The organism is Rehaibacterium terrae, from assembly GCF_014202935.1.
Classification (GTDB): domain Bacteria; phylum Pseudomonadota; class Gammaproteobacteria; order Xanthomonadales; family Xanthomonadaceae; genus Rehaibacterium; species Rehaibacterium terrae.
This window is the reverse complement of record NZ_JACHHX010000005.1, coordinates 24,296-47,537: the sequence shown is the minus strand read 5'-3', so window position 1 is coordinate 47,537 and position 23,242 is coordinate 24,296. Positions and strand designations below refer to the sequence as shown.

The window sequence follows — 23,242 nt, the reverse complement described above, 5'->3', positions numbered from 1 at the left end:
GTTCAGGCCTTCCTTGACCGGGCGATGCCGGAACCGGAGTTCAGCGGGGCGCCTTCTGCCGCTTCACCCGATAGGCCACGTAGTCGATGATGGCCCCGGCCACGTCCAGTCCGGTGGCGCCCTCGATGCCCTCCAGGCCGGGCGAGGAATTGACCTCCAACACCAGCGGACCGCGCCGGGAGCGGATCAGGTCGACGCCGGCCACGTTCAGGCCCATCGCCTTGGCGGCCCGAACGGCCGTTTCCGTCTCGTCCTGACTGAGACTCACCGCACTGGCGCTGCCACCGCGATGCAGGTTGGAGCGGAATTCGCCCTTCTTCGCCTTGCGCCGCATCGCCGCCACCACCTTGCCGCCGACCACGAAGCAGCGCAGGTCGGCCCCCTTGGCCTCGCCGATGAACTCCTGCACGAGGAAGTTCGCGTACAGGCCGCTGAAGGCCTCGATCACGCTGCGCGAGGCGCTGAGCCGCTCGGCCAGGATCACGCCGTTGCCCTGGGTGCCCTCGTTGAGCTTGATGACGTGCGGCGGGGGCCCGAGCATCCGCAGCAGGTCGGCGATGTCGTCCGGGTTGTCACCGAACACCGTCGCCGGCAGACCGATGCCCGCCTTGGCCAGGAGCTGGTGCGCACGCAGCTTGTCGCGGGCGCGCAGGATGGCGTCGGAAGAGTTGGGCGTGTAGCTGCCCATCATCTCGAACTGGCGCAGCACCGCCGTGCCGTAAAAGGTCACCGAGGCGCCGATGCGCGGGATCACCGCATCGTAGTCGGCCAGTTCGCGGCCCCTGTAATGCATCTGGAAGCCGTCCGGCGCGATGCGCAGGTAGCAGCGCAGCGGGTCGAGCACGCGCACGCTGTGGCCGCGCCCGCGCGCGGCCTCGACCAGGCGCTGGGTGGAGTACAGGGTGGCGTTGCGGGAGAGGATGGCGAGTTTCACACCGGATCACCGGAGGGGCGGAGGATCGCCCTGCAGGAAGGAATGCGCCGCATCGACCAGGAAGCGCCGGGCGAGCGCGGTACGGCCGAGCAGCATGGGAAACAGCATGTTGCGCCGGTTGGTCAGGTTGATTTCGATCTCGTAATCCGCGCCCGCCAGCGCCAGCCGGGTGCGGATGAAGATGCGCCGGGTGGTGTGGCCGCCCGAATCGGTCACCGGCCGGCGGTCCGCGACCGGAGCCTCGGCGCTGGCCTCGGGCGCACCGTCGACGCCGGTGTCGATGGAAAAACGCACCCACTCGGTGCCGTCACGCTCGAAGGTCGCCAGCCTGTCCACGTGCAGCGAGGACGAGCGCGCGCCGGTGTCGACCTTGGCGCGGATCGCCGCGATGCCCAGCGCCGGCAGCGCGACCCACTCGCGCCAGCCCAGCACGATCAATCCCGTCCCTGCGCCTGCGGCCATGTCAGCCCCGTGCCTGCGCCAACGAAAAACGGCGACCCCACCGGGTCGCCGTCGCATCTGGAGCGGGTGATGGGAATCGAACCCACGTTCACAGCTTGGGAAGCTGTTGTCTTACCATTAGACGACACCCGCGATGCGGCGATTATGCCCAGCGGGCCAGGGGCCGCGCAACGCGGCGCAGCACCGGCAGGAACCCCATGCAGATCGTCCTCAACGGCCAGGCGCGCGAATGGCCCGCCGCCCCCACCATCGCCGAACTGCTGGCCAGCGAAGGCCTGGCCGAGCGCCGCGTCGCGGTCGAGGTCAACCGCGAGATCGTCCCGCGCAGCCGCCACGCCGAGCACCGCCTCGCCGACGGCGACCGGGTGGAGATCGTGCACGCCATCGGCGGCGGGTGAGGCGGCCTGGCAGGGGCGCCGGCAGAAAGCGCACGGCACCACACGAAAAAAACCCCGGCGACTGGCGTCGCCGGGGCTGGGGGCACACGTGGTCACGTGCGCAAAGTCAACAGGATGTCATTCGTCGCAGTGGCCGGGGCCGGTGATGCCGTTGTTCCAGGCGTCGAGCACGCCGGCGGCCGCGATGATCTGGTTGCGCAGCGCGCTGTTGCCGCGCAGCGCGCCGATCTGGGCAGGCGTATTGCTGCTCAACACCGAGGTCGCGAAGTTGTACGCGGCCAGCTGGTCGCCCGAGAGTATCGCCGGGTTGCTCAGGTTGAGCGTGTTCAACGTGGCCGCGATGTAGGCGTGCGCCAGGATGTAGTAGGCGTTGCCACCCGTCGGCGGCGTCCACAGCACCTGGTACCAGGTCTGGCCGGACAGGAAGAATGGCGTGTCCTCGCCGATCAGCGCCCAGGTGGCGTCGTACGGCGCCGGCCCGTAGACCGAGTGCGTCTTCCAGTAGCCTGGGGTGAGCGTGCAACCGGTCTGGCACAGGCTCGGCACGGAGACGTCGATGTCCGCCTGGCTGGACACCCACTCGTCGTCGCTGTCCTTGCTGAACAGGATGACGATGTTGGGCACGGTCCACAGGCAATTCTCTTCGTCCCTCACCGCGTAGTCGTCGACATCGTTGGCGCTGACGCTGTACAGGCTCACCACGAAGGAGCTGGCCGCACAGACGTTGGCGTCGATCACGTCGCCCACCAGGTCGTTGTTGAAGTAATCCACGACCTCGACGCAGGCGTTGGTGGTGCCGTCCAGCGCGAAGGTGAAGTTCGCCGTCGCCGGGCCGATGGCCTGCGTGCCGCAGTTGCTGGCCACACCCTGATCGTTGTAGCACTTCACGTTGCGCGTCACGGTGGCGGCGTTCTGGCCGCTCAGCGCCGGCACGGTGTCGCTCTGGTACTCGTAGCTGCAGGTCCGGGTGAAGATGCCCGCGTCGAGCACCGGGTCGCCGCAGTTCACGCTCGGATTCACCGTCGCGCCGCCCAGGAAGGTGATCACGTCGCTCGGCGGCAGCAGCAGATCCGGGCCCGCACCGCCATGCTGCGCCTGCGGCCAGCTGATGACGATGTTGCCGGTGATCCGGTAGTTGTCGTCGAAGTCGATGAACGGCTCGACCTCCACCAGGTACTCGACGCCCAGGGTCTGGCTGTTGCCCAGCGTGACCAGGCTCTTCTCGCACTTGTACTTGCCGTCGTGGTCGCCGCCCTCGATCAGCTCGCAGGTGTCGGCGTACTCGGCATCCAGCTCGGCGAACTTGGCGGCCGAGATGAGCACGAACTTGTCGGCCTCCCAGCGGTAGGTGCGGTCGAACTTGGCATCGGCGGTCTTCTCGATGCTGACCTCGCGGCAGTAGATGTCGACGTGCGCGCTGTCGCTGACCTCGTCGCCGCTGTCGTTGGCGGTACCGGTCGCGGTGTTGGTCACGCGGCGGTCGCCTGCGTCGCAGGTGTAGGTCGCGTTCGCCGAGACTTCGCTGCCGGCCGGGGCATTGGCCACGTGGTTCAGCGCCGGCAGATCCGGATCGACGACGTTCAGCTGCTCGTCGATCTCGATGTCCGGGCTGGCATTGAACGTGTACTCGGCCGTGTCGCTCGCGCCCAGGACGCCGCTCGGGAAGTTGAACTCGACCACCGCCTCGTTCGCGGCACGACGGACGTCGGCCAGGTTGGCGATATCGGCCTCGGTCAGCTCCAGTGCGAACGAACAGCTGAAGATCTGCGTGCCCGAGATGCTGAGCTGGTCGCAGCCGCTGTGCGCGGCGGCGAACTTCTGGTCGAGCGCCGACCCGCCGGTGGTGTCCAGCGTGGCCACGACGTTGTCGGCGGCGTCGTACAGGGTCAGCACGTCGGCGAAGGCCGCGAAGCTCTGCACCTGGCTGGGCGTGGTGCTGTCGGTCACCACGATGGTGCCGCTCAGGCGATAGGTCACCGCCGCCTCGGCGCTGGTCGTGATGGTGTACTTGACCTGGTGGCTGTCGCCGACGAACAGGTCGAGCACGTTCGGACTGACCGTCTTCTCGAGCTCCCAGGTCCACTCGCGCTCCCATTCGCCGCTCATCTGCTTGTCGGCGACGATGTTGGGCTCGAGTTCCTCACCGAGACAGAACTCGATGTGGCTGACGCCAGCGTACTGTCCGTTCGGGTTCACCGGCGCATGCAGCCCGGTGTCGCCCAGGCTGGCCGCCGGCGGGTTGTAGACGTAGAGGTTGGCGTTGGGGCCGCCCTTGACGATCACCGCGTCCATGCCGAGCGTCGAGGTCCAGTCGAAGGTCTGGCCCGACGAGGTGCTGACGTAGGTGATGGTGAGAGTGTGGCTGGTGCCCGGGATGGTGTAGGTGCCGGCCGGTGGCGGCTCGGGCTGGGGCTTGAAGCCGATCCCGAAGCCCTGGCTGGGGCAGTTGGGATTGCCGGCCACGAGAATGGGATCCACATGGGTGGCGTACGCGCTGCCCGTGCCCAGTGCGAACACGGCCAATGCGGCCGCCAGCGCCCCATGGGTCAGTTTGGGAAGTTTCATGGTCTCAGGACTCCTTACGCGGAGTCCGGGTGCGTGGTTTGTGCCGCCCCGGAACCCCTGTTCCACGCTCGGCAGCCCGGCCATCCCCCCCGGGGGTCGGGGAGCATCCGTCGGCTTTGCGGCCCCGGCTCACGCCGGGTGTGCTCTTGACGAGACCTAATCCGAGACGCGCGCGTCTCCGGCGGATTCGGGAGCCGGGCTGTCCTGGGAACAGGGGGACATCGGATTCCAGGACCCTTGGCTTTGCGGCCCCGGCTCGCGCCGGGTGTGCCTTGTCGACCGCGCGGGGACGCCGCGCCACCTTGGTGAGGGTTCAGGCAGCCCGGCCGTCGGGATCGCTCCCGGCCCGTGGCTTTGCGCGGCCGTTGCGGCCTTGCCCTTTGTCGGAACCACCCGCTTCAGGTAGACGCGAATACAACGCCAGCCCGGCCATCGCCACAAGCGCGGGATCGTCCGTTGCCGACGAACGGCGCGTGGGCAGCGGATGGGCGGCGCTGGTACCATGGACGCCTGCCCCGCGCTGCACAAACATGAATCAGAACGCCCCGCACGACCCGCTGGTGATCGCCGGCAAGACTTACCGTTCTCGCCTGCTCACCGGCACCGGCAAGTTCAAGGATTTCGAGGAAACCCGCCTGGCCACCGAGGCCGCCGGCGCCGAGATCGTCACCGTCGCCATCCGCCGCACCAACATCGGCCAGGACAAGGACCAGCCCAGCCTGCTCGACGTCCTGCCGCCGTCGAAATACACCCTGCTGCCCAATACCGCCGGCTGCTACAGCGCCGAGGACGCGGTGCGCACCTGCCGGCTGGCGCGCGAGCTGCTCGACGGCCATGCGCTGGTGAAGCTGGAGGTGCTGGGCGACCCCAAGACCCTGTTCCCGGACGTGGTGCAGACGCTCAAGGCCGCCGAGACGCTGGTGGCCGAGGGTTTCCAGGTGATGGTCTACACCTCGGACGATCCGATCGTCGCCAAGCGGCTGGAAGAGATCGGCTGTGTGGCAGTGATGCCGCTGGCCGCGCCGATCGGTTCGGGCCTGGGCATCCAGAACAAGTGGAACCTGCTGGAGATCGTCGAGAACGCCAAGGTGCCGATCCTGGTCGACGCCGGCGTCGGCACCGCTTCGGACGCCGCCATCGCGATGGAGCTGGGCTGCGACGGCGTGCTGATGAACACCGCCATCGCCGGGGCGAAGCACCCGGTGCTGATGGCGAGCGCGATGAAGAAGGCGGTCGAGGCCGGCCGCGAGGCCTTCCTCGCCGGCCGCATTCCGCGCAAGCGCCACGCCAGCGCCTCGTCGCCGCTCGACGGCACCTTCTTCTGAGGCGGACGACACGGATGTCCGCCGACGAGTCCAGCACCCCGCCCGACGGCCCGAAGAAGCCCTTCACCGGCGAACCCGGCCGCCGCCAGGTACGCAGCTTCGTGCTGCGCCAGGGTCGGCTGACCGGGGCGCAGGAGCGCGCCTTCGCGACGCACTGGTCGCGCTACGGGCTCGACTACACCGGCCGGCCGCGCGACTTCGACGCCGTCTTCGGCCGCCACGCCGAGCGGGTGCTGGAAATCGGCTTCGGCAACGGCGAGGCGCTGCGCCATGCCGCCGAGCACGAGCCGGCGCGCGACTTCATCGGCGTCGAGGTGCACCGCCCCGGCGTGGGCCGCCTGCTCAACGCGCTGGCCGAAGCCGACCTGCACAACGTGCGCGTGTACTGCCACGACGCGGTCGAGGTGCTCGGCCAGGAGATCGCGCCCGGCAGCCTCGACGAGATCCGCATTTATTTCCCCGACCCGTGGCACAAGAAGCGCCACCACAAGCGCCGGCTGATTCAGCCCGGGTTCGCCGCGCTGCTGGCAGAACGGCTGCGTCCGGGCGGGCTGTTGCACCTGGCGACCGACTGGGCCGACTATGCCCGGCACATGTGGGAGGTGCTCGACGCCGAGCCGCGCCTGCGCAACCGGGCCGGCCCGGGCGGCCACCTGCCGCGGCCGCCGTGGCGTCCGCAGACCCACTTCGAGGCGCGCGGGCTGCGGCTGGGCCACGGGGTGTGGGATCTGCTCTACGACCGCATCTGACGCAACCGAACCGGGGGAGGCACGCGCGGCAACGCCATGGAGATCGGCCTGGACATCGGCCCCGCCGGCCTGGCGCTCACCACCGAGATGATGCTGGTGCTCGGGCTGGTGGGCTTCACCATGGTGATGTTCATGGTGGAGAAGCTGCGGCCCGACGTCACCGCGCTGATCGTCCTGGTCGCCCTCGGCCTGCTCGGCCTGGTCCCGGCCGACCAGCTGTTCGACGGCTTCGCCGGCAACGCGGTCATCTCGGTGATCGCCACGATGATCCTGGGCGCCGGCCTGGACCGCACCGGCGCGCTCAACCGCCTGGCGGTGTGGCTGCTGCGCGTGTCCCGGGGCATGGAGGAGCGGCTGATCCTGCTCACCTCCGCGATTGCCGGCGGCGTCTCCTCGGTGATGCAGAACCCCTCCGCGGCGGCGCTGTTCCTGCCGGTCGCCTCACGCCTGTCGGCGCGCACCGGCATCGCCCTGTCGCGCCTGCTGCTGCCGATCGGCGTGGCGATCGTGATGGGCGGCAGCCTGACCATGGTCGGCAACTCGCCGTTGATCATGCTCAACGACCTGTTGCTCTCGGCCAACCGCAACCTGCCGCCGGGCGTGGCCACGTTGCAGCCGTTCACCATGTTCGCGCCGATCCCGATCGGCCTCGCCCTGCTGCTGCTCGGCCTGCTGTTCTTCCGCCTGGTCGGCCGCAAGTGGCTGGTCGGCGAGGACAAGAACGTCACCCCGGCACGCACCGAGAGCTACTTCGCCCAGGCCTACGGCATCGAGGGCGATGTGTTCGAGCTCACCGTCACCTCCGAGAGCCCGCTGGTCGGCATGTCGGTGGGCGAGGCCGAGGCACAGAAGGGCGCGCCACTGTTCCTGGCGATCAAGAGCGGCAACGAGTCGCGGCTGGCGCCGCCGGCCGACACCATGATCTGGGTCGGCAGCGTGCTCGGCGTGATGGGCACCCGCGAGCAAATCAACGACTACGCGCAGAACAACCTGCTGCGCGTGTCGCCACGGCTGCGCCACTTCGGCGACCTGTTCAACCCCAGCCGCGCCGGCATCTCCGAGGCGGTGGTGCCGCCGACCTCGCGCTATATCGGCAAGACCCAGGCCGAGCTGCAGTTGCGCAAGCGGTTCGGCCTGAGCCTGCTGGCGATCAACCGCGACGGCCAGGTCTGGCGCGAAGACATCCGCCACATGCCGATCAAGGCCGGCGACATGCTGGTCTTCCACAGCATCTGGCAGGACCTGGCCGCCGCCGCCGAGAGCCGCGACTTCGTCGTGGTCACCGACTACCCCAAGGAGGAGCAGCGACCGCACAAGCTCTGGCACGCGCTGCTGGTGTTCGCCGTGGCGCTCGGCCTGGCGCTGTCGGCCGAGCTGCCGGTGCCGGTGGCGCTGATGACCGGCGCGGTCGGCATGCTGGTGCTGGGCGTGCTGAACATGGACGAGGCCTACAGCGCGATCAACTGGAAGACCGTCTTCCTGATGGCCTCGCTGATTCCGCTCGGCTGGGCGATGGACGCCACCGGCACCGCGGCCTGGGTGTCGCAGCAGGTGCTCACCCGGCTGGGCGGCGACTGGCCGATCTGGGTGCTGGAGGCCGCGGTCGGTCTGCTCACCACGCTGTTCGCACTGGTCATCACCCATGTCGGCGCCACCGTGGTGATGGTGCCGATGGCGATCAACTTCGCCATCGCGGTCGGCGGCAATCCGACCGTGTTCGCGCTGATCGTCGCGCTGTCGGCATCGAACAACTTCCTCAGCGCCTCCAACCCGGTGCTGTCGGTGATCGCCGGCCCGGCCGGCTACCGGCCGCGCGACCTGCTGCGGGTCGGCCTGCCGTTGACCCTGCTCTACCTGGCGGTGGTGCTGCTGGTGGTCAATCTGATGTTCTGAAACGCCGGGCCTGGCCTGCGCCGCGATGTGGCGCGGACACCCTGCCAGCAGGACCTGGGCCGGGTTTACCGCGCATGCGGCTCGGCCAGCCAGATCTGGCCGTCGCGCACCTCGACCGCGACCGCGCGCAGCGACTGGCCGCGACAAGGCCCGGCCACGCACTCGCCGCTCATCCGCTCGAAGGTCGCGCCATGGGCGGCGCAGACCAGCCGCCCCTTGTCGATCAGGAAGCGCCCCGGCGCCCAGTCCAGCCGGCGGCCGGCATGCGGGCAGATGTTGAGGAAGGCCGCCACCTGCATCCCCTCGCGGACCAGGATCAGCGACTCGGGCACGCCCTGCACCTCGGCCTCGACTTCGGTCGCGCCGCCGTCCGGAATCTGATCGATGGCGCTTAACGAAGTTCTCACGACTGCCTCGTCATCACTCTGTAGCATTCGGGGTCCGCGCGACGCCCCACCCGGGGCGCGCCATTGTCCCACAGCCGGTCAGCCGCCATGTCGCGATTCCAATCCACCTGGACCCGCTTCGAGTTCCGCAAGCCCCGCCACCCGCTGCTGCGCGTGTTCCTGGGGCTGGTGGGCGTCGGCGTGCTGGCGCTGCTGGTGGTCGGCGGACTGTTCCTCGGGCTGGCGATGCTGGCCGCCGCCGCGCTCTGGCGCATCGGCGGGGCCCTGTTCCGCCGCAGCCGTCCGGCCGCCGCCGAGGGTGGCGTGATCGACGGCGAGTACACCGTCGTCCGCAAGCACCACCCGCCGCTGGCCTCGCGCTGAGCCGTCGTCCTGCCGCGGTCGCGCTCGCCTCGACCGGTCGCCGCCCCGGGCGCCCCCGCCCGTCCCGCCCTGCCGTCCCGCCCTGACGGATGAGCCGCTACCTCTTTCCCGCCCCCGCCATCCCCAGCCTTGCCGTGCGCGGCACCGCCGCACGCTTTCCGGTGCACCGCATCTACTGCGTGGGCCGCAATTTCGCCGAGCATGCGAAGGAGATGGGCGCCAGCGTGGAGCGCGGCACGCCCACCTTCTTCATGAAACCGGCCGATGCGGTGGTGCCCGGCGGCGGCGACATGCCCTTCCCGCGCGGCACTGCCGACCTGCACCACGAGGTGGAACTGGTGGTCGCGCTGGGCCGCGACGCCGACGGCGAGGTACCGCTCGCGTCCGCGCTCGACTTGGTGTTCGGCTACGGCGTCGGCCTGGATCTGACCCGCCGCGACCTGCAAGCTATCGCCAAGGACAAGCGCCTGCCCTGGGACACCGCCAAGGGCTTCGACCGCTCCGCGCCGGTGAGCGAGATCGTGCCGGCAACCGAGGCCGGCGCAATCGCACAGCGGCGGCTGTGGTTGGAGGTCAACGGCGAGCTGCGCCAGCAGGCGACGCTGGACCGGATGGTGTTCGGCGTGGCCGAGGTGATCCAGGCGCTGTCGACGCTGTACGACCTCAAGGCCGGCGATCTCGTCTTCATGGGCACCCCGGCCGGCGTCGCCGCGCTGCGGCCGGGCGACCGCTTCCGCGCCGGCATCGACGGGCTGGTCGAGTTCGCCGGCGGCTTCGCCGCCTGAGGCTTGCGCAGACGGCATAAGCCGTGCCCCGGAAGACCCCGCGGCGGCCGGTCGCGTCTCACCCCCTCCCGCAGCGAGCATCGTCACGCCGCGTGCCGGCCATGTAGATTGCCGCCCACGGGCAACCCGGCCCGGATCCGAGAGGGGAGCACCATGAGCCTGATGAAGGAGTTCAAGGAATTCGCCATGCGCGGCAACGTGGTCGACCTGGCGGTCGGCATCGTGATCGGCGCCGCGTTCGGCAAGATCGTCTCGTCGCTGGTGGACGGCCTGTTGATGCCGCTGATCGGCCTGCTGGTCGGCGGCGTGCACTTCGGCGACCTCGCCATCACCCTGCGCGAGGGCGTGGATGGCGGCGAGCCGGTGCTGCTGCGCTACGGCGCCTTCCTGCAGACGGTGATCGACTTCGTGATCATCGCCTTCGCCATTTTCGTGGTGGTGAAGGTCATGAACCGCCTCAAGCGCAAGGAGGAAGCCACGCCCGCGCCGCCGCCCGAGCCCAGCGCCGAGGTCAGGCTGCTCACCGAGATCCGCGACGCGCTCAAGTCGCGCTGAGCGGGCCAGGCCCGTCCGGCATTGTCCCGGCGCTGGCCCGGAGTGTGTCTTTCGTCACCGGTCCCGGCCCGCAGGCATGGGCTACACTCGCGAACGCCGGCAGATGCCGGCGTTCGTTTTTCCAGGAGCTCGTCGATGCTGCGCATGCTTGGCCTGGCCTTGGTCCTCACTGCCGCCACCGCCGCGGCGGACACGCCCACCCGCATCCCCGAGCGCGCCATCCCGATCGCCGAGGCGCTGCGCGACAGGGCGCTGGCCGGCACGCCGGCCTTCGACATCGTCGAGGACCTGACCACCACCGTCGGCCCGCGCCTGCCCGGCAGCCAGGCCGATGCCCGCGCGGTGGCCTGGGCGGTCGCGAAGTTCAAGGCGCTGGGTTTCGACCGGGTCTGGACCGAGCCGGTGACCATCCCGGTCTGGCGGCGTGGTCACGCGCGCGCCGAGGTGGTCGGCGCCTTCGCCCAGCCGCTGGTGATCACCGCCCTGGGCGGCAGCGTGGGCACCGACGGCGCGCTGGAAGCGGAGATCGCCGAGTTCCCCACCCTGCAGGCGCTGCGCGAGGCGCCCGAGGGCAGCCTGGCAGGCAAGATCGCCTTCATCAGCAACCGCATGGAACGCTTCATCGACGGCAGCGGCTACGGCCCGGCGGTGGTCGCGCGCAGCAACGGCGCGGTGGAAGCGGCCCGGCTCGGCGCCAAGGCCATCGTCATCCGCTCGATCGGCACCAACTCGGCGCGCTTCCCGCACACCGGCAACATGCGCTACGTGGACGACGTACCGAAGATCCCGGCCGCCGCCCTGTCCAACCCCGACGCCGACCAGTTGCTGCGCCTGCTCGCGCGCGGCCAGCCGGTCAGGCTGCGGCTGGACTTCGAGGCCGGCACGATCGGCGAACACACCACCCACAACGTGATCGGCGAGATCACCGGACGCGAGCGCCCCGACGAGGTGGTGGTGATCGGCGCCCACCTGGACTCCTGGGACCTCGGCACCGGCGCGCTCGACGACGGCGCCGGTATCGCCATCACCATGGCCGCCGGCGCGCTGATCGGCCAGCTCGACAAGACGCAGCGGCCGCGTCGCAGCGTGCGGGTGATCGCCTGGGGCGCCGAGGAGATCGGCCTGCTCGGCGCCTACGCCTACGCCGCCCGCCATGCCGACGCGATCACCCGGCACCTGATCGGCGCCGAGAGCGATTTCGGGGCCGGGCGCATCTACGCCCTGCGCGCCGGTGTCAAGGACTCGGCCTGGGACGCGATCGAGCGCATCGGCCAGGTACTGGCGCCGCTGGGCATCGTCACCGAGCGCGGCGTCGGCGGCCCGGGCCCGGACATCATCCCGCTGGCGCAGCGCGGCATGGCCTGGGCGCAGCTCGCCCAGGACGGCAGCGACTACTTCGACTACCACCACACCCCGGACGACACCCTCGACAAGATCGACCCCGAGGCGCTCGACCAGCAGGTCGCCGCCTACGCCGCCTTCGCCTACCTGGCGGCGGAGGCCGAGGGCGATTTCGGCAGCGCGCCGCGCGAGGCCGTGCAAAACCGTTGACCGGGGCACGCCCCACCGCACCAGCCTCCGCGCCAAGTTCGTGCGACGCGCCGAGGGCCGGGCGGGCTGGCGGGCGGCGGGCCGTTCTCCGACGGCCAGCTAGTCCAGCACGCGCGACTGCAGGGTCTTCGACGGGGCGCCGATCGCGTCCTCGGCGGCACGGCGCAGATCCTCCAGCGTCGGCCGGCGGATCTTCATCAGCGCCTGCACGACGTCGTCGAGGTCGCGCTCGCCCCCGCTGCGCTCGCGGATCTCGGCGTCGAGCTCGGCAAACAGCGTTACCGCACGCGCCGTCACCGGGCCGTGCGAGCGTACGCCACGCAGCGTCCTCACGCTGCGGCCGTGGTTGCGCATCCACTCCAGACCACGCTGGTAACGCGCCTCGCTGATCAGCGCCGAGCGGTACAGCAGGCTCAGCGAGTAGTACTCGGCGATGCCCTCGGCGATCCACGGCTCGTGGGTGCCCTGGATGCGTGTGATGACGTGCACCAGCTCGTGCATCAGGGTGCTGGTGCCGTTCTCGCTGATCAGCGGGCGGGCGGCATGCATGTACAGCGAGCGCGGCCCGGACAGGCCGCCGCGCCACATGGGGTCGCCGGCACCGACGATGAGTATCTTGCTCGGCAGCTTGCCGAACGCGGCCTGCAGCTCGGGATAGCTGACGTGCACCATCGCCAGCACCTCGTTGCGCCGCATCGCCTCGCCGCGCGGCGCGGCGACCGCGACCTCCATGCCGTCCAGCTGCTCGCGGCGGATGCCGATGTCGCCGGCGATCATCCAGCCGGTCGGCCGGTCGAAACGGCGCTCGGGGTTGACGATGACGTAGCTCTTGCCGTCGCTGGCCAGTTTCCACGGCGTGTCGACGCTCCAGCCTTCGGGCAGCTTGAAGCGCAACCTCGCCCGCGAATCGGCGCCCGGCGTGGTGCGCACCACCGCGGAGGGAATCAGGTGATCGCCGCGCACGATCGTCCAGTGCTCGGTGATGCGCGCGTCGTAACCGCCACCGCGGCGGCGCTTGTCGATGCGGTAGCGGTAACGCAGCTCACCGCCCGTGGCCGGCGGATCCCACAGCAGGCGGTCGCCATCGCGCTCGACCGTGCCGTCGCCCTCGATCTGCGTGTAGCGCCTCGGGTCCATGCGGAAGTCGAAGCTGTTGGCCATTCCCGTGCCCGGGCGCACGCTGATCGTCACCGCCGCGACCTTCTCCGCGGGCAGGAACTCGACCAGATAGTCGACGTCGTAGCTGCTGCGCTTGGCGGCCAGTGCCGGCAGGGCGAGCAGCAGCAGGACGCAGGCGATCAGGATGCGTTCACGCATCGGCCGGACTTGGGTCGTTGAAAGGACGGACATGATGCCCGGGCGCGGGTGAACTTGCGACAACTGGCGGCATCAGCGCCGATGGGCTGCGCAGGGCGGCGATCCTGCAGCGACCCGGTCGGCGCGTGGTGCCGGCTGCCCTGCCTTGCCTGGCCGGGTCCGTTGCTCCTGCTGCTACCGATCCAGCGGGTACGGCTGGCGGTGTCGGCGCCACCATTCGCCGAGGAACACCGCCGTGGCGGCGGCGACGTTGAGGCTCTCGACCGCACCGGTGCCGGGAATGCCCAGCCGCTGTGCACAGGCCGCGGCCAGCGCCGGATCGACGCCCTCGCCTTCGGCACCCATCACCAGCACCAGCCGCGCCGGCAGTTCGGCGGCGTAGAGCGGCGTGCCGTCGCGCACCACCGTGGCGGCCAGCGCGAAGCCGGCCGCGGCGAGCCGCTGCAACGCCTCGCGCATCGCCGGCAGGCGCACCAGCGGCACCGCCTCGGCGCCGCCCTCGGCCACCCGTGCGGCGGCGCCGGAAAGCCCCAGTCCGCTGCCGTGCGGCAGCAGCACGCCAGCCACGCCGAAGTGGGCCGCCGAGCGCAGGATCGCGCCGAGGTTGTGCGGATTGCCAACGCCGTCCAGCCACAACGCCAGCACCGGGCCTTCGAGCGGCAAGCCGCGCAGCCAGGCCTCCAGCGTCGGCTCCTCGCGGCGCAACGCGTCGAACACCACGCCTTCGTGGTGGCTGCTGCCGGCCAGCCGCGCCAGATCCTCGTCGGCCACCACGCGGTAGCCGATGCGCTGTTTCACGCACCAGGCCAGCACCGGCTTGAGCGCGCCGATGCGCGATTCGCTCAGCCACAGCTTGCGCAGGTCCTGCGGGCGGCGGGCGAACAGGGCCAGACAGGCATTGAGCCCGTACAGGCGCACTTCCGACGCGCGCCGCACGGGTGGGCGGGCGCGGTCGCGCTCAGGCGTGCGCGCGGCCATCGACGTCCCGGGTGTTTTCGTCCATCTGCGCGATCTTGCGTGCCAAGGCGTCCGGCGAACGGGTGTAGCGCGCCAGCAGCGCGTAGAACGCCGGCACCACGAACAGCGACAACAGCGTGGAGAAGGCGACGCCAAATACCACCACCACGCCGATCGCGGCGCGGCTGTTGGAACCCGGGCCAGTGGCCATCACCAGCGGAATGGCGCCGGCGATGGTGGCGATCGAGGTCATCAGGATCGGTCGCAGGCGCACCTCGGCCGCATCCAGGATCGCCTCGCGCACGCTGCGGCCGGCATCGCGGCGCTGGTTGGCGAATTCGACGATCAGGATGCCGTTCTTGGCCGCCAGGCCGACCAGCATGACGATGCCGATCTGGCTGAACAGGTTGAGCGTGTTGCCGGTCACCGCCAGGCCGATCAGGGCGCCGAGCACGGCCAGCGGTACGGTCAGCATGATCACGAACGGATGGATGAAGCTCTCGAACTGTGCCGCCAGCACCAGGTACACCACCAGCAGCGCCATCGCGAAGGTGAACAGCACCGCGCTGCCGGACTGGATGTATTCGCGCGACTCGCCCTTGTAGTCGAGCACGGCGGTTTCCGGCAGCTCTTCCTCGGCGACCTTCTGGATCCAGTCCAGCGCCGCACCCAGGGTGTAGCCCGGCGCGATGCCGGCGCTGAGCGTGATCGCACGCAGGCGATTGAAGCGGTTGAGCGTGCCAGGCTCGGCCACCTCGCTCAGCGTGACCACGCTGGCCAGCGGCACCAGCTGGCCGCCGCGGGCGCGCACGTAGAGGTTGTTGAGGTCGGCCGGCTCGGTGCGGTCCTGCAGGCGGGCCTGCAGGATCACGTCGTACTCCTCGCCGTCCTGCACGAAGGTAGTGACGCGGCGCGAGCCCATCATGGTCTCCAGGGTGCGGCCGATGTCGCCGACCGACACCCCGAGATCGGCGGCGCGCTCGCGGTCGATCTGCACGCGCAGCTGCGGGCGGGTCTCCTTGTAGTCGGAGTCGGCGCCGAACAGGCCGGGGTTCTCCTCCATCCGCGCCAGCAGGCGGTCGCGCCACTCGACCAGTTCCTCGTAGTTGGCACCCCCCAGCACCACCTGGAACGGCTGGCCGCCGCTGCGCACCAGGCCGGAGCGGACCGTCGGACGCGCCACCACGCCGGGCAGGTCGGCGAGGTCGGCGCGCACCATCTCGACCAGCTCGGCGGTGGAGATGCTGCGCTGGTTCCACGGCTTGAGCAGCACGATGGCCTGGCCGGTGTGCATCTCCTCGCTGGCGCCGAAGCCGCCGGGCACGCGGGTGTTGACGCGGTCCACCGGCCCGTCCTCACCGGCGTAGGCCAGCAGCCGGCGCTCGACCTGCTCCATCTGCTGCACGGTGTAATCGAAACCCGCGCCCTCGGGGCCGACGATCATGGCGAAGAAGGCGCCACGGTCCTCGGGCGGGGCCAGCTCGCGCGGCACCAGGTTGAGCATCAGCCCGCTGGCGGCGAGGGTGGCCAGCAGAACGCCGGTGAACAGCAGCGGGCGGCCGACCACGCGCGCGAGCAGGCGACGGTAGGCGGCGGCCAGCGCCTGCAGGCGGCGGTCCACCCAGCCGTTGAAGCCGGTCGGCCGGGCCTGGTGCGGGCGCACCAGCCGCGAGCACATCATCGGCGTCAGGCTGAGCGCGACGAAGGCGGAGATGGCGATGGCGCCGGCCATCACCACCGCCAGTTCGCGGAACAGGCGGCCGTTGTTGCCTTCCAGGAAGGCCACCGGCAGGAACACCGCCACCAGCACGGCGGTGGTGGCGATCACCGCGAAGGCGACCTGGCGGGTGCCACGCATGGCGGCGACCTCCTTCGGCTCGCCCAGGTCGGCGCGGCGCTGGCAGTTCTCCAGCACCACGATGGCGTCGTCCACCACCAGGCCGATGCACAGCACCAGCGCCAGCAGGGTGAGCAGGTTGATCGAGAAGCCGAAGGCGTACAGCGCGATGAAGGCCGAGACCAGGCACACCGGCACCGTCACCGCCGGCACCAGCGCGGCGCGGGCGCTGCCCAGGAACAGCCAGATCACCGCCAGCACCAGCACCATCGCCTCGATCAGGGTCTTGTAGACGCGGTCCACGGCGACGTCGATGAACACAGTGGAGTCGAAGGCGACCGTGAGGTTCATGCCCTCGGGCAGCACCCGCTGCAGCCGCTCGACCTCGTCCTTGACCGCGCGGGCCACCTCCAGGCTGTTGGAAGTGGAGGTCTTGACCACGCCCAGGCCGATCTGCGGCAGGCCGTTGCCGCGGAAGTAGGCGCGGCGGTCGGCCGACTCCAGCTCGACCTGCGCCACCTCGCCCAGCCGCACCACGTGGCCGTCGGCGCCCTTGGTCAGGGCGAGCTGGCGGAACTCCTCGGCCGAGGCGTAGCCGCGCTCCATGCGCAGCAGGAAGTCGCGGGTCTCGGACTCGATCGAACCGGCGGGCAGCTCGATGTTCTCCCGCCGCAATGCCGCCTCGACGTCGGCCACGGTCAGGCCGCGCGCCGCCAGCGCCTGGCGGTCGAGCCAGATGCGCATCGCGTAGCGCTGCTCGCCACCGACGCGCACCTGGGCGACGCCGTCGATCGAGGACAGCCGGTCGACGATGTAGCGACGCGCGTAGTCGGTCAGCGCCAGCGAGTCCATCGTCGGCGAATTGAGGTTGAGCCAGAGGATGACCTCGGCGTCGCCGGAGACCTTGGCCACCTGCGGCGGGTCGGCTTCGTCGGGCAGGCGCGAGAGCACGCGGCTGACGGCATCGCGCACGTCGTTGGTGGCGCTCTCGATGTCGCGGTTGAGGCTGAACTCCAGGGTGAGGCTGGCGCGGCCGTTGCGGCTGCGCGACTCCAGCGTCTGCATGCCCTCGATGCCGCTGACCGCGTCTTCCAGCACCTGGGTGATGCGGCTCTCGACCACCGCCGCCGAGGCGCCAGGGTAGTTCACGTCCACCGAGACGATCGGCGGGTCGATGTTGGGCAGCTCGCGCAACGGCAGGCGGGTGAAGCTGAGCACGCCCAGCACCACCAGCAGCAGGCTCACCACGGTCGCGAAGACCGGGCGGCGGATCGACAGGTCGGACAGTCTCATCGGCTCAGCCTCCGCTGGCGAGACTGCCGTCGCTGCCGGCGCCGGCCTCGACCACGCGCACCCCCGGGCGCAGCTTGACCGTGCCCTCGACCACGATGCGGTCGCCGGCCGACAGCCCCTCGACGATCTCGACCTCGCCGCGACGGCGCACGCCGGTGGTCACCGGCACTTGCGCCACGCGGTTCTCGGCGTCGACGCGGTACACGTAGGCCTGCCGGCCGACCTGCACCAGCGCCAGCTCCGGCACCACCAAGGCCTCGCGCGGCGGCTGCGCCACGTTCACGGTCAGCAGCATGCCGGGCCGCAGCTTGCGTTCGGGATTGGGCAGCTCGGCGCGCACGGTGATGGCGCGGGTGACCGGGTCGACGCGCGAGTCCAGCGAGCGCACCACGCCGCGGAACTCCACCCCCGGCCAGGCCACGCTGGCGGCGGTCACTTCCTGCCCCGGCGTGAGCACCGACAGGTAGCTCTCGGGCACCGAGAAGTCGAGCTTGATCACCGAAATGTCGTCGAGCGTGGTGATCGGCGCGCCCGGCGTGAGCAGGCTGCCGGGGCTGACCTGGCGCAGGCCGAGCACGCCGTCGAACGGCGCGGTGATGACGCGGTCGGACAACCGGGCGCGGATCGCGTCCATGCGCGCGCGCGCGGCATCGCGGGTGGCGCGCAGGGTATCGAGCTGGCTGGCCGGGATCAGCTGGCGGGCAGCCAGTTCCTCGCCGCGCCTGAGCTGCTGCTCGGCCTCGCGGTAGGCGGCGCGCGCCTCTTCCAGCCCGGCCAGTTCGACCCGGCCGGACAGGTCCACCAGCACATGGCCGGCCTCGACGTAGTCGCCGCTGTCGAAGTTCACCCGCTCGACCGTCTCGTTGACCTTGGCGGTGATCACCACCGATTCGTTGGCGCGGGCGGTGCCCAGCGCTTCCAGGGTGTCGCGCCACTGCACCGGCGCGACCACCGTGGTGACCACGGTCAGCCCGGCGCCCGGGCCGCGGCCGTTGCCGTTGCCGCCACCGCAGGCGATCAGGAACAGGGCGAGGGAGAAGAGCGCGGCGAGGCGCGTGGCGGTATTGCGCATGATGGGGAGGCTTTCCTTGCGTGATCCGGGCTAGACCGCGCGGCGGTGGTCAGGTTCCCGGCGGATCGGCCAATGTGCGGTGCGATCCGTCGCAGAACGGCTGGCTGGCCGTGTGCTTGCAGCCGCAAAACCACAGCCATTCGCGCCGTTCGGCCACGTATCGCACCGGGTGGAACGCCGTACCGCGGTGACTTCCGTCGCAGAACGGCTGATTGGCACTGCGGCCGCAGGCGCACCACCAGTAGGTCCGTCCGGCCTCGACCTTCACGGCGAACGGAGCGGATCGGAGCGGGCGCGACTCGGTCATGGTGGCCACTCGCGGGGTCGGGACCCGATTTTAACCCCGTCCCCCCGGGCAGGCGGCGTGAAGACGCCGCGTCGGCGGGGCGGCGGCTCAGCCCTGCGGGATGCCGCGCATGTCGGGCAGCTTGTGGGCCACGCCCTTGTGGCAGTCGATGCAGGTCTTCTGGCCGCCTTCCAGCCAGCGCGCGTGCACCTGGGCGGCGCGCGGCGACTGGCGGGTGAAGTCCATGTACTCGAAGTTGTGGCAGTTGCGGCATTCCAGCGAGTCGTTGGCCTTGAGCCTGGCCCACTCGTGCATGGCCAGCTCCAGTCGCTTGTCGAGGAACTTCTCGCGGGTGTCGATGGTGCCGAAGATCTTGCCCCAGACTTCCTTGGAGGCCTGCATCTTGCGGGCGATCTTGTGGGTCCAGTCGTGCGGCACGTGGCAGTCCGGGCAGGTGGCGCGCACGCCCGAGCGGTTGGTGTAGTGGATGGTGCTTTTCAGCTCCTCGAACACGTTGTCGCGCATCTCGTGGCAGGAGACGCAGAACTTCTCGGTGTTGGTGATCTCCAGCGCGGTGTTGAAGCCGCCCCAGAAGACGATGCCGGCGAGGAAGCCGCCCAGCGTGAGGAAGCCGAGGCTGAAGTGGACGCTGGGCGAGCGCAGCGTCTCCCAGCCGGCGCGCAGGGCGTCGCGGAAGCGTTCGAACATGGCGTCAGTCCCCCCGCCGGGTGGCGATCACGGTGTCGACGTCGATGAAATCGTTGCCGATCAGCAGCCGCGCATCGGTCTGCACCACATGGCATTGGGTGCAGAACCAGCGCCGCGCCGAGATCTGCGCCAGCACCTGACCGTCGCGGTCCATGAAATGGGTGATGCTGACCATCGGCGCCTGGAAGCGCTCGGCGCCGGCGCGCGAATGGCAGACCATGCAGCGATTGGAGTTGATGTCAAGCTGGTAGCCGTCGATGCTGTGCGGGATGGTCGGCGGCTGCTCGGGCCAGCCGCGCGCGCGGCGCAGGTCGATGTTCTCGACCCGCGCCATCGGCGCCGCCGGCGGCTCGGTGTCGAGCGGCGCGCCGCGGCGCAGAGCGTCGATCGACTGGTAGGGGCGCTCGGGCGGGGCCGGCGCGTCGGCCTCCGGGTCCTGGGCGAAGGCGGCAGCGGCCAGCAGCACGGCGGCGGCGAGCGGCAAGGCGCAATGCGGTCGAAGCAGCATCGGTCTCCCTCCCTCAGGCCCGCGCGATGCGGCAGGCGCATTTCTTGAAATCGGTCTGCCGCGAGATCGGGTCGTTGGCATCGATCAACAGCTTGTTGACCAGCACGCTGGCATCGAACCAGGGCACGAACACCATCCCGCGTGGCGGCCGGTTGCGTCCGCGCGTCTCCACGCGGGCGACGATCTCGCCGCGCCGCGACTGGATCCGCGCCTCGTCGCCGCGGCGCAGGCCGCGCGCGGCGGCATCGTCGGGGTGCATGAACACCGGTGCCTGCGGGAAGCTGCGGTACAGCTCGGGCACGCGCATGGTCATCGAGCCCGAATGCCAGTGCTCGAGCACGCGGCCGGTGACCAGCCACAGGTCGAACTCGGCGTCGGGTGACTCGTGCGGCGGCTCGTAGGGCAGCGCCCAGATCACCGCCTTGCCGTCGGCGTTGCCGTAGAACCTCCAGCCCTCGCCTTCCTTCACGTACGGATCGCTGCCCTCGCGGTAGCGCCACAGCGTCTCCTTGCCGCCCACCACCGGCCAGCGCAGACCGCGCACGCGGTGGTAGGTGTCGAAGTCGGCGAAATCCTTGCCTTTGCCGCGGCCGAAGCGGGCGTATTCCTCGAACAGGCCCTTCTGCACGTAGAAGCCGAAGGCGCGCGACTCGTCGTTGTCGTAGCCTGCCGCGATGTCGCTCAACGGAAAGGCATCGACCTGGCCGTTGCGGAACAGCACCTCGAACAGGGTCTTGCCGCGATAGTCCGGATGGGCGGCGAGCAGTTCCTCCGGCCAGCACTCGTCGGTGGTGAAGCGCTTGGAGAACTCCATCAGCTGCCACAGGTCCGAGCGCGCCTCGCCGGGCGCCTTCACCAACTGGTGCCAGAACTGGGTGCGGCGCTCGGCATTGCCGTAGGCGCCTTCCTTTTCCACCCACATCGCGGCCGGCAGGATCAGATCGGCAGCCTGTGCGGTGACGGTCGGATAGGCCTCGGACACAACGATGAAGTTGTCCGGGTTGCGGTAGCCCGGCAGCCCCTCCTCATTGATGTTCGCCGCCGCCTGCAGGTTGTTGTTGACCATCACCCAGTAGGCGTTGAGGCGGCCGTCGCGAAGCGCGCGGTTCTGCTCGACGGCGTGCAGGCCGGGTTTTTCCTGGAGGGTGCCGGGGGGCAACTTCCAGATGTCCTCGGCCTTCCTGCGGTGCTCGGGGTTGGTCACCACCATGTCGGCCGGCAGCCGGTGCGAGAAGGTGCCGACCTCGCGCGCGGTGCCGCAGGCCGATGGCTGGCCGGTGAGCGAGAACGGGCTGTTGCCGGGCGTGGCGATCTTCCCGGTCAGCAGGTGCAGGTTGTAGACCATGTTGTTGGCCCACACGCCGCGCGTGTGCTGGTTGAAGCCCATGGTCCAGAAGCTCGTCACTTTCGTCTTCGGGTCAGCGTACAGCTCGGCGAGCTGCTGCAGCCAACCGCGGTCGACGCCGGTCATGCGTACCGTGTGTTCCAGCGTGTAAGGCCGCACGAAGGCGGCGAACTCCTCAAACCCGATCGGTTGGCCGCCGCCCGGGTCGGCGGCGTTCTTCGCCGCCTGTTGCAGCGGATGCCCGGGACGCAGGCCGTAGCCGATGTCGTCGTTGCCGCGCATGAAGCGGGTATGCCGGTCGACGAAGTCGCGGTTGACCCGGCCGGCCTGGATGATGTGGTTGGCGATGTAGTTGAGGATGACCAGATCGGTCTGCGGCTTGAAGACGATCGGGAGGTCGGCCAGGTCGAAGCTGCGGTGCTCGAAGGTGGACAGCACCGCCACCTTGACGTGCGGATGCGAGAGCCGGCGGTCGGCCACCCGTGTCCACAGGATCGGGTGCATCTCGGCCATGTTCGAACCCCACAGCACGAAGGCGTCGGCGTGCTCGATGTCGTCGTACACGCCCATCGGCTCGTCCATCCCGAAGGTGCGCATGAAGCCCATCACCGCCGAAGCCATGCAGTGGCGTGCGTTGGGGTCGATGTTGTTGCTGCGGAAACCTGCCTTGAACAGCTTGTTGGCGGCGTAGCCCTCCCAGATCGTCCACTGACCGGAGCCGAACATGCCGACCGCTTCCGGCCCCTTCTCCCTGAGCACGCGCTTGAACTGCGCGGCCATCACGTCGAAGGCCTCGTCCCAGCCGACCGGCTCGAACTCGCCGTTCTTGTCGTAGACGCCGTTCTTCTTGCGCAGCAGCGGGCGGGTCAGACGGTCGCTGCCGTACATGATCTTGGAGAGGAAATAGCCCTTGACGCAGTTCAGGCCGCGGTTGACCTCGGCGTGAATGTCGCCGTGGGTGGCGACCACGCGACCGTCCTTGACCGCGACGTTGATGCCGCAGCCGGTGCCGCAGAAACGGCACGGCGCCTTGTCCCACTTCATCTCGGTGGCGGGACGCTCCAGCAGCACGTTCTGCGCCGCGGCGGGCAGGCCGATGCCGGCCGCCGCGGCGGCGGTGGCGACGGCAGACTGGCGGATGAAGTCACGGCGCGTGGTCATCGGCGATCTCCCTGATCAAGGCTTCGCACGGTTCGGCGTGGTGGTAGACCAGGCTCACGCCGATCACGCCATCGAGCGCGCGCAGCACCTCGACGCGATCGAGCAGCGCGGTCTCGCTGTCGCCCTCGCACAGCAGCACACTGCGCCCGTCCCCGCGCAGCGCCAGCTCGATGCCAGAGAGGCGGGCGAGCGCGGCGTCGAGCGCCGCGGCGGCCTCCGGGCGGTGGTGGACGACGAAACTGGCGATGTGCAACAGTGCGCTCATGCAGCCTCTCCGTGCCGGTCGCGCAAAGCGATCGCGCCAGGCGGGCAGACCCGCAGACAGGCGCCGCAGCCGGTGCACAGCGCGGCATCGAGCACCGGCCGCGCCACCGCGCCCAGCGGCGGGAAGCGGATCGCATGTTCTGGGCAGGCGTCACGGCAGCCCTCGCAGACGATGCCCTGGCGAGCCAGACAGGTGTCGGCGATGCCGGCGACCCAGTGCCACGGGATGTGGACTCGGGTCAGGTCGAGTGCGCGCGGCTCGCACACCACCACGCACTCCTGGCAGAAGGTGCACTCGCCGGCGGAGAAATCGACCGTCGGATAGCCGCCGTCGCCGAGCTTCAGGATGCGCTCGGGACAGGCGCGGACGCATTCGGCGCAGCGCGTGCAGGCATCCAGGAAGCCGCCTTCCGCCAGCGCCCACGGCGGCCGCACCGTCGGCGCCGGGCGCGGCCGGCCGCGCAGGAAGGCACGACGCGAGGGGTCGGGGACGGCCGGCGTGGGCAT

22 protein-coding genes, 1 tRNA gene and 3 riboswitches are annotated in these 23,242 nt (G+C 70.1%); of the genes, 8 read left to right on the top strand and 15 right to left on the bottom strand.

Going from position 1 to position 23,242, the window contains the following annotated elements:
* Nucleotides 1-40: 40 nt before the first annotated feature.
* The 3 genes from rimK to HNQ58_RS04685 form a co-directional block, all read right to left on the bottom strand.
* Entirely contained in the window at nt 41-934 is an 894-nt protein-coding gene (gene rimK, locus HNQ58_RS04695; protein ID WP_183947640.1) for a 30S ribosomal protein S6--L-glutamate ligase, read from the bottom strand.
* Between the two features lie 6 nt (nt 935-940).
* Nucleotides 941-1,396: an ATP-dependent zinc protease family protein gene (locus tag HNQ58_RS04690; protein WP_183947639.1), complete on the bottom strand. Its 456-nt coding sequence runs from the start codon at nt 1,394-1,396 to the stop codon at nt 941-943.
* Between the two features lie 58 nt (nt 1,397-1,454).
* Nucleotides 1,455-1,528, bottom strand: a tRNA-Gly gene (locus HNQ58_RS04685).
* Between the two features lie 65 nt (nt 1,529-1,593).
* Between HNQ58_RS04685 and thiS the strand changes: the two genes are divergently transcribed.
* Nucleotides 1,594-1,794 (top strand): sulfur carrier protein ThiS, encoded by a 201-nt coding sequence (gene thiS, locus HNQ58_RS04680; protein ID WP_183947638.1) that lies wholly within the window; start codon nt 1,594-1,596, stop codon nt 1,792-1,794.
* A gap of 117 nt (nt 1,795-1,911) precedes the next feature.
* Here the strand turns inward: thiS and HNQ58_RS04675 are convergent, their stop codons facing one another.
* The gene (locus HNQ58_RS04675) at nt 1,912-4,359 is read right to left on the bottom strand and encodes a hypothetical protein (protein ID WP_183947637.1); all 2,448 of its coding nucleotides are present in this window, start codon (nt 4,357-4,359) and stop codon (nt 1,912-1,914) included.
* Nucleotides 4,360-4,426: 67 nt separating this feature from the next.
* A riboswitch (cyclic di-GMP riboswitch) is annotated at nt 4,427-4,514 on the bottom strand.
* 31 nt (nt 4,515-4,545) lie between these two features.
* Nucleotides 4,546-4,641: riboswitch (cyclic di-GMP riboswitch) on the bottom strand.
* A gap of 31 nt (nt 4,642-4,672) precedes the next feature.
* Nucleotides 4,673-4,747, bottom strand: a riboswitch (cyclic di-GMP riboswitch).
* Nucleotides 4,748-4,889: 142 nt separating this feature from the next.
* On the opposite strand from HNQ58_RS04675, the gene HNQ58_RS04670 reads away from it, so the two are divergent.
* From HNQ58_RS04670 to HNQ58_RS04660, 3 genes are read left to right on the top strand one after another with little or no spacing between them, the layout of a single operon-like run.
* Nucleotides 4,890-5,684 (top strand): thiazole synthase, encoded by a 795-nt coding sequence (locus tag HNQ58_RS04670; protein WP_183947636.1) that lies wholly within the window; start codon nt 4,890-4,892, stop codon nt 5,682-5,684.
* 14 nt (nt 5,685-5,698) lie between these two features.
* Complete coding sequence (trmB, locus tag HNQ58_RS04665) at nt 5,699-6,433, top strand: tRNA (guanosine(46)-N7)-methyltransferase TrmB (protein WP_183947635.1); 735 nt, start codon at nt 5,699-5,701, stop codon at nt 6,431-6,433.
* A 36-nt stretch (nt 6,434-6,469) separates the two neighbouring features.
* Nucleotides 6,470-8,326, top strand: a complete 1,857-nt coding sequence (locus HNQ58_RS04660; RefSeq protein WP_183947634.1) for an SLC13 family permease — start codon at nt 6,470-6,472, stop codon at nt 8,324-8,326.
* A 65-nt stretch (nt 8,327-8,391) separates the two neighbouring features.
* Here the strand turns inward: HNQ58_RS04660 and HNQ58_RS04655 are convergent, their stop codons facing one another.
* Nucleotides 8,392-8,760: a Rieske (2Fe-2S) protein gene (locus HNQ58_RS04655; protein WP_183947633.1), complete on the bottom strand. Its 369-nt coding sequence runs from the start codon at nt 8,758-8,760 to the stop codon at nt 8,392-8,394.
* Between the two features lie 60 nt (nt 8,761-8,820).
* Here HNQ58_RS04655 and HNQ58_RS04650 point away from each other — a divergent pair, with 60 nt between their 5' ends.
* The 4 genes from HNQ58_RS04650 (at nt 8,821) to HNQ58_RS04635 (ending at nt 11,987) form a co-directional block, all read left to right on the top strand.
* Nucleotides 8,821-9,096: a hypothetical protein gene (locus HNQ58_RS04650; RefSeq protein ID WP_183947632.1), complete on the top strand. Its 276-nt coding sequence runs from the start codon at nt 8,821-8,823 to the stop codon at nt 9,094-9,096.
* 89 nt (nt 9,097-9,185) lie between these two features.
* The gene (locus tag HNQ58_RS04645; protein WP_183947631.1) at nt 9,186-9,881 is read left to right on the top strand and encodes a fumarylacetoacetate hydrolase family protein; all 696 of its coding nucleotides are present in this window, start codon (nt 9,186-9,188) and stop codon (nt 9,879-9,881) included.
* A gap of 153 nt (nt 9,882-10,034) precedes the next feature.
* On the top strand, nt 10,035-10,436 hold the full coding sequence (gene mscL, locus HNQ58_RS04640) for a large-conductance mechanosensitive channel protein MscL (protein ID WP_221301148.1): 402 nt from the start codon (nt 10,035-10,037) through the stop codon (nt 10,434-10,436).
* Between the two features lie 138 nt (nt 10,437-10,574).
* Nucleotides 10,575-11,987: a M28 family peptidase gene (locus HNQ58_RS04635; RefSeq protein WP_425504152.1), complete on the top strand. Its 1,413-nt coding sequence runs from the start codon at nt 10,575-10,577 to the stop codon at nt 11,985-11,987.
* Between the two features lie 99 nt (nt 11,988-12,086).
* Here HNQ58_RS04635 and HNQ58_RS04630 read toward each other — a convergent pair whose 3' ends face one another.
* The 10 genes from HNQ58_RS04630 to napF form a co-directional block, all read right to left on the bottom strand.
* On the bottom strand, nt 12,087-13,304 hold the full coding sequence (locus tag HNQ58_RS04630; protein ID WP_183947629.1) for a hypothetical protein: 1,218 nt from the start codon (nt 13,302-13,304) through the stop codon (nt 12,087-12,089).
* Between the two features lie 174 nt (nt 13,305-13,478).
* Nucleotides 13,479-14,282, bottom strand: coding sequence for a TrmH family RNA methyltransferase (locus tag HNQ58_RS04625; protein WP_183947628.1), 804 nt, complete (start codon nt 14,280-14,282; stop codon nt 13,479-13,481).
* Nucleotides 14,263-17,391 carry an efflux RND transporter permease subunit gene (locus HNQ58_RS04620; RefSeq protein ID WP_183947627.1) on the bottom strand — a complete coding sequence of 1,043 codons (3,129 nt, stop codon included), beginning with the start codon at nt 17,389-17,391 and terminating at the stop codon, nt 14,263-14,265. Before HNQ58_RS04620 ends, HNQ58_RS04625 begins: the two co-directional genes overlap by 20 nt.
* Nucleotides 17,392-17,395: 4 nt before the next feature.
* Nucleotides 17,396-18,463 carry an efflux RND transporter periplasmic adaptor subunit gene (locus HNQ58_RS04615; RefSeq protein ID WP_183947626.1) on the bottom strand — a complete coding sequence of 356 codons (1,068 nt, stop codon included), beginning with the start codon at nt 18,461-18,463 and terminating at the stop codon, nt 17,396-17,398.
* 49 nt (nt 18,464-18,512) lie between these two features.
* On the bottom strand, nt 18,513-18,770 hold the full coding sequence (locus tag HNQ58_RS04610; RefSeq protein ID WP_183947625.1) for a CDGSH iron-sulfur domain-containing protein: 258 nt from the start codon (nt 18,768-18,770) through the stop codon (nt 18,513-18,515).
* An 87-nt stretch (nt 18,771-18,857) separates the two neighbouring features.
* A complete protein-coding gene (locus HNQ58_RS04605; RefSeq protein ID WP_183947624.1) occupies nt 18,858-19,457 on the bottom strand; it encodes a cytochrome c3 family protein in 600 nt (199 codons plus the stop codon).
* 4 nt (nt 19,458-19,461) lie between these two features.
* Nucleotides 19,462-19,965 carry a nitrate reductase cytochrome c-type subunit gene (locus tag HNQ58_RS04600; protein WP_183947623.1) on the bottom strand — a complete coding sequence of 168 codons (504 nt, stop codon included), beginning with the start codon at nt 19,963-19,965 and terminating at the stop codon, nt 19,462-19,464.
* Nucleotides 19,966-19,978: 13 nt separating this feature from the next.
* Nucleotides 19,979-22,471, bottom strand: coding sequence for a periplasmic nitrate reductase subunit alpha (gene napA / locus HNQ58_RS04595; RefSeq protein WP_183947622.1), 2,493 nt, complete (start codon nt 22,469-22,471; stop codon nt 19,979-19,981).
* On the bottom strand, nt 22,455-22,736 hold the full coding sequence (locus HNQ58_RS04590; protein ID WP_183947621.1) for a chaperone NapD: 282 nt from the start codon (nt 22,734-22,736) through the stop codon (nt 22,455-22,457). Before HNQ58_RS04590 ends, napA begins: the two co-directional genes overlap by 17 nt.
* On the bottom strand, nt 22,733-23,242 hold the full coding sequence (napF, locus tag HNQ58_RS04585; protein ID WP_183947620.1) for a ferredoxin-type protein NapF: 510 nt from the start codon (nt 23,240-23,242) through the stop codon (nt 22,733-22,735). Before napF ends, HNQ58_RS04590 begins: the two co-directional genes overlap by 4 nt.

Coding starts and splice junctions, on each gene's coding strand:
- HNQ58_RS04625 (WP_183947628.1), bottom strand. CDS start 14,282: ATGGCCGCGCGCACGCCTGAGCGCGACCGCGCCCGCCCACCCGTGCGG.
- HNQ58_RS04630 (WP_183947629.1), bottom strand. CDS start 13,304: ATGCGTGAACGCATCCTGATCGCCTGCGTCCTGCTGCTGCTCGCCCTG.
- trmB (WP_183947635.1), top strand. CDS start 5,699: ATGTCCGCCGACGAGTCCAGCACCCCGCCCGACGGCCCGAAGAAGCCC.
- HNQ58_RS04600 (WP_183947623.1), bottom strand. CDS start 19,965: ATGCTGCTTCGACCGCATTGCGCCTTGCCGCTCGCCGCCGCCGTGCTG.
- thiS (WP_183947638.1), top strand. CDS start 1,594: ATGCAGATCGTCCTCAACGGCCAGGCGCGCGAATGGCCCGCCGCCCCC.
- HNQ58_RS04605 (WP_183947624.1), bottom strand. CDS start 19,457: ATGTTCGAACGCTTCCGCGACGCCCTGCGCGCCGGCTGGGAGACGCTG.
- napF (WP_183947620.1), bottom strand. CDS start 23,242: ATGCCCACGCCGGCCGTCCCCGACCCCTCGCGTCGTGCCTTCCTGCGC.
- HNQ58_RS04615 (WP_183947626.1), bottom strand. CDS start 18,463: ATGCGCAATACCGCCACGCGCCTCGCCGCGCTCTTCTCCCTCGCCCTG.
- HNQ58_RS04645 (WP_183947631.1), top strand. CDS start 9,186: ATGAGCCGCTACCTCTTTCCCGCCCCCGCCATCCCCAGCCTTGCCGTG.
- HNQ58_RS04610 (WP_183947625.1), bottom strand. CDS start 18,770: ATGACCGAGTCGCGCCCGCTCCGATCCGCTCCGTTCGCCGTGAAGGTC.
- mscL (WP_221301148.1), top strand. CDS start 10,035: ATGAGCCTGATGAAGGAGTTCAAGGAATTCGCCATGCGCGGCAACGTG.
- HNQ58_RS04670 (WP_183947636.1), top strand. CDS start 4,890: ATGAATCAGAACGCCCCGCACGACCCGCTGGTGATCGCCGGCAAGACT.
- HNQ58_RS04590 (WP_183947621.1), bottom strand. CDS start 22,736: ATGAGCGCACTGTTGCACATCGCCAGTTTCGTCGTCCACCACCGCCCG.
- HNQ58_RS04660 (WP_183947634.1), top strand. CDS start 6,470: ATGGAGATCGGCCTGGACATCGGCCCCGCCGGCCTGGCGCTCACCACC.
- napA (WP_183947622.1), bottom strand. CDS start 22,471: ATGACCACGCGCCGTGACTTCATCCGCCAGTCTGCCGTCGCCACCGCC.
- HNQ58_RS04655 (WP_183947633.1), bottom strand. CDS start 8,760: ATGCTACAGAGTGATGACGAGGCAGTCGTGAGAACTTCGTTAAGCGCC.
- HNQ58_RS04650 (WP_183947632.1), top strand. CDS start 8,821: ATGTCGCGATTCCAATCCACCTGGACCCGCTTCGAGTTCCGCAAGCCC.
- HNQ58_RS04620 (WP_183947627.1), bottom strand. CDS start 17,391: ATGAGACTGTCCGACCTGTCGATCCGCCGCCCGGTCTTCGCGACCGTG.
- HNQ58_RS04675 (WP_183947637.1), bottom strand. CDS start 4,359: ATGAAACTTCCCAAACTGACCCATGGGGCGCTGGCGGCCGCATTGGCC.
- HNQ58_RS04690 (WP_183947639.1), bottom strand. CDS start 1,396: ATGGCCGCAGGCGCAGGGACGGGATTGATCGTGCTGGGCTGGCGCGAG.